The 3,360-nt window shown below is 44.4% G+C and carries 4 protein-coding genes and 1 pseudogene; 1 reads left to right on the top strand and 4 read right to left on the bottom strand.

Annotation, left to right across the window (positions count from 1 at the left end; all coding sequences use genetic code 11):
* From ACFPYJ_RS10495 to ACFPYJ_RS10480, 4 genes and pseudogenes are all read right to left on the bottom strand, one after another.
* Positions 1-272, bottom strand: a 272-nt coding sequence (locus ACFPYJ_RS10495; RefSeq protein WP_379188126.1) for a transposase, incomplete at its 3' end; no start/stop codon positions are given.
* A 366-nt stretch (positions 273-638) separates the two neighbouring features.
* Positions 639-1,034 (bottom strand): annotated as a pseudogene (locus tag ACFPYJ_RS10490) (BclA C-terminal domain-containing protein); the annotation flags it as partial.
* Between the two features lie 138 nt (positions 1,035-1,172).
* Positions 1,173-1,457 (bottom strand): DUF4183 domain-containing protein, encoded by a 285-nt coding sequence (locus ACFPYJ_RS10485; RefSeq protein WP_379188086.1) that lies wholly within the window; start codon positions 1,455-1,457, stop codon positions 1,173-1,175.
* A gap of 83 nt (positions 1,458-1,540) precedes the next feature.
* Positions 1,541-2,185 carry a DUF4183 domain-containing protein gene (locus ACFPYJ_RS10480; protein ID WP_379188085.1) on the bottom strand — a complete coding sequence of 215 codons (645 nt, stop codon included), beginning with the start codon at positions 2,183-2,185 and terminating at the stop codon, positions 1,541-1,543.
* Between the two features lie 391 nt (positions 2,186-2,576).
* Between ACFPYJ_RS10480 and ACFPYJ_RS10475 the strand changes: the two genes are divergently transcribed.
* A partial coding sequence (locus ACFPYJ_RS10475) for an IS110 family transposase (protein ID WP_379188084.1) occupies positions 2,577-3,360 on the top strand: 784 nt, incomplete at its 3' end.

Raw genomic sequence — 3,360 nt, 5'->3', positions numbered from 1 at the left:
AATTCGCCCTCACGGTCACGAGGAATAGAGAGTTGCTGCTCTCCATACTCGCTAGTAATGGTTTTCTTGCTCTTGCCATTGCGGCTGTTGGTCGTCTGCTTATTCTGCATGTCATGTTTCTGATAGCCCAAATGAGCATCCATCTCACCCTCCAGCATCTCTTGCAGCGTCTCGGCAAACAGATCTTTCAGGGCATTTTGAGCATCCTGTGCGGATACCAACTTGTTCTCTTTAATGAAATCCCGGAGCTGCTGCTTCGTCCATAACCCCATGTGTAGTCCCCAACCTTTCGTATACTACCATTTTAATAGGTTTTGGAGTTTACACAAAGTATTTTACAGACTCGAAATCTTCTTTAAACCGGCAATTTCCAGAAGGTCATGCCTGGGTCAAATTTCTTTAATTTATAGCTTAACTACTTGTTGCTGCTCTTAACTACCATGAAAATTCATTTCGCAGTTACTTAAAAAAAGACAATACTTAAGAAGACGCAGTCATTCATTTTTTTAAAATGTGCAGCGCCTAGGATATTGATGAACCGTTGATCAGGAGACTTCTGAAATTGTAACGTTATAGCCTAAGGTTTCAAGTCTTCGAACCGAATTCCGTACGCTAACGCCATATGATTAATAACTTAACTAACTTAATTTTTTGATAATCACAGAAGCGTTTACGTTAGTTTGTGTGCCGCCGGCCAAAGTCTGAAGACCAACCGCAGCAGCTGAACTATGATTCCGCAGCGTAAGAACATCGCCTGCGACTAGAAGGATTAATGCCTGCCCATGGTTTTGCTGAGTGCCGGCACCTGATCCATATACGGTTCCCAGTGCCTGGACGCCATTTACAAATAAGGCGAATTGGTTAGGTTCTACGCACGTTACGGTAAAAGTAACCTCGTACTTGCCCGAATTGCTAACCGCAAGCTGGGCAGTTCCGGGGTCATGCGTGATTCCAGAAGAAAGAGTTCCGTTCGTATCAAAAATAACATCTGCCTCTATCGGAACAGTTTGAGGGCTTAGATTATAAACAATTCCGGAAATGATGGGGGGTGAGATAGGGAGAATAATCGCCAATTCGATTCACTTCCTTTCTTAGGTGGGTGTCTGGTAGATATGTACAATGACAACAAATCAAACCAAGCAGATTTGTCGGCATCGCGTCAATGATGAGGATTAGTTTACTACAAATTCGATTACAATCGGAGTCGCCGGATCAAGCGTGTCACCATCAGGAATGGTGATCGCCGTGGTGGTCACTGTTGAAGTATCTGCCATTTGGATCTGCGCATTGATATACAGGTTGTAACATGTCGGTACAGTAGGAAAGGCCGTGGCAGGGGCACCCTGGTCATTGGTTGTGGCGGTGGCAAGAATATTATATGCAGCGCCAACGCCAGCTCCGTCTCCTGCCGTAGCCGTAAATCTCCGGGCAGCCATAAGGGGTTTTGTAACTGGCATTGATATCACCTCACTTCTTCTCTATTAGTAAATGGCCGAGCTCTACTAAAGGGAAGTGCGAATGATGGGTTACTTTGCACATTTTAAGAGGTTAGGCGAGCAAAAAATTGAATGCTTTCGAGAATAATCGGCGTACCTGAGAAGATCGTTTGATTGTTGACATGAATGGTCAAGGCGCTTTCATTTAAGTCGTACAGGCTACCTTCTTGTAAGATCCCATTGATGTAAAGATTGCTATAGCTATTTGGTCCGTTGGTTGTAAACGCCGTTATCAAGGTTCCCTCATCGTTCATGAATTCTTGAGCTGGAATCGTTACAAGAGACTGAATATCGGAGGTTGCTAGATAAAAATACCTTTGAGCAATTGGCAAAATGACGATATTAGGGACGAAGACCGGTCCAGGAGGACCCGGGGGTCCTTGTATGCCTTGCGGTCCGGCAGGTCCTGGTATGCCCTGCGGAGCCGATACATTAATTTGTGGTCGCACACAAGCACGTTTACACTTTTTCTTGTTTAAGATCACCTTGCTACATTTTTTTCTTCTCTTCGGAGGACACACCATAATGGTTTTCTTTATACAATCTTTTCTTCTGCAGGTACTAGTATTATTCAACTGCAATTCAATGGGAATACGTATGTTCTTTGTGACGATACATTTCTTTTTCAATGCCTGTTTTCTTAAACCTGAAGACCTTAGATTTGTGATATGGGTACGATTAAGCCACAAGCTAAGCACCTCCCAATTGAAAAGTCAATTTAGTTTTTTGAGTAGGACCGATGCATTTACGTTGGTTTGCGTATCGGCAGCTTATTTTTGGTTTTACCGCAGGACAACCCAATAACAGCACCTCCATTTGAATTGCTGTATAGTATGACTTTTATCTATTAAGGGCATGGATAGATGTCTTTTAATTATTAGACAGCAATCTATTTCATATAAAGATGGGCTATTGCATAGGGTAGTACGACTCTTGATACAGACAATAACGAGGCAGCCGATACTAACCGGTTGCCTAACGCTAAACATTCCTGTTGAGGCTAAGAAATAGCCTTTGTAAAAAAGGGAGCGCCTCGGTATGATGGGTTTGTCGACAACACATCAAGGGGGCGCTCTTACTATGAAGTTTAAGCAATCAGACGCACAAAATCAACGGATTGAGCAAATTACCACCTCACATCTAGTCGTAGGGATCGATATGGCCAAAGAAACGCATGTGGCACAGGCTACGAATTTTCGAGGCATCGTGGTATCAAAACGGCATCTCTCGTTTTCGAATTCTATCGAAGGTTTTGAAAAATTAAGCCGCTGGATGATCGAATTTCAGCAGAAACACCGATTAAAGAAGCTCATCATCGGCATGGAACCAACCGGTCATTACTGGTTTAACCTGGCCAACTGGTTAGCAGATAAGGGATTACACGTGGTCATGGTTAACCCTGCTACGACCAAGAGAAACAAAGAAAACCGGGATAACAGTCCATCAAAAAATGATCCCAAAGATGCTCTTGTCATCGCAGACTCTGTCAGTCGGGGATTCTACTACGAGTACACACGTCAATCGCTTGTGTTTCAACGCTTACGGACCATAATGAGTGATCGAGAATTCTGGGTCGCGAACAGTGTTCGACTGCAGAACCGGATTGTGCGTTGGCTGGACATCCGTTTTCCTGAATATCCATCCGTATTCAAAGATTGGACCTGTAAGCGGTCATTGGCGACCCTCAAGACAATCCCTTGCCCACGAGATTTGGAGACGTATACGGTTCGGGACATCATCGATGCTTGGCGAGTCCATATGCAGCGCGCTGGGGGTTCTACGGGAATAGAGAAGGCCGCTCAGCTCATCGCACATGCGAAACGTAGTGTGGGAGAACGAACTGCTGTCGAAGAAGCTAAGGCAG

It is taken from the genome of Paenibacillus solisilvae (genome assembly GCF_042656405.1).
GTDB classification, from domain to species: domain Bacteria; phylum Bacillota; class Bacilli; order Paenibacillales; family Paenibacillaceae; genus Paenibacillus_Z; species Paenibacillus_Z solisilvae.
This window is presented reverse-complemented; position numbering and strand designations above follow the sequence as displayed.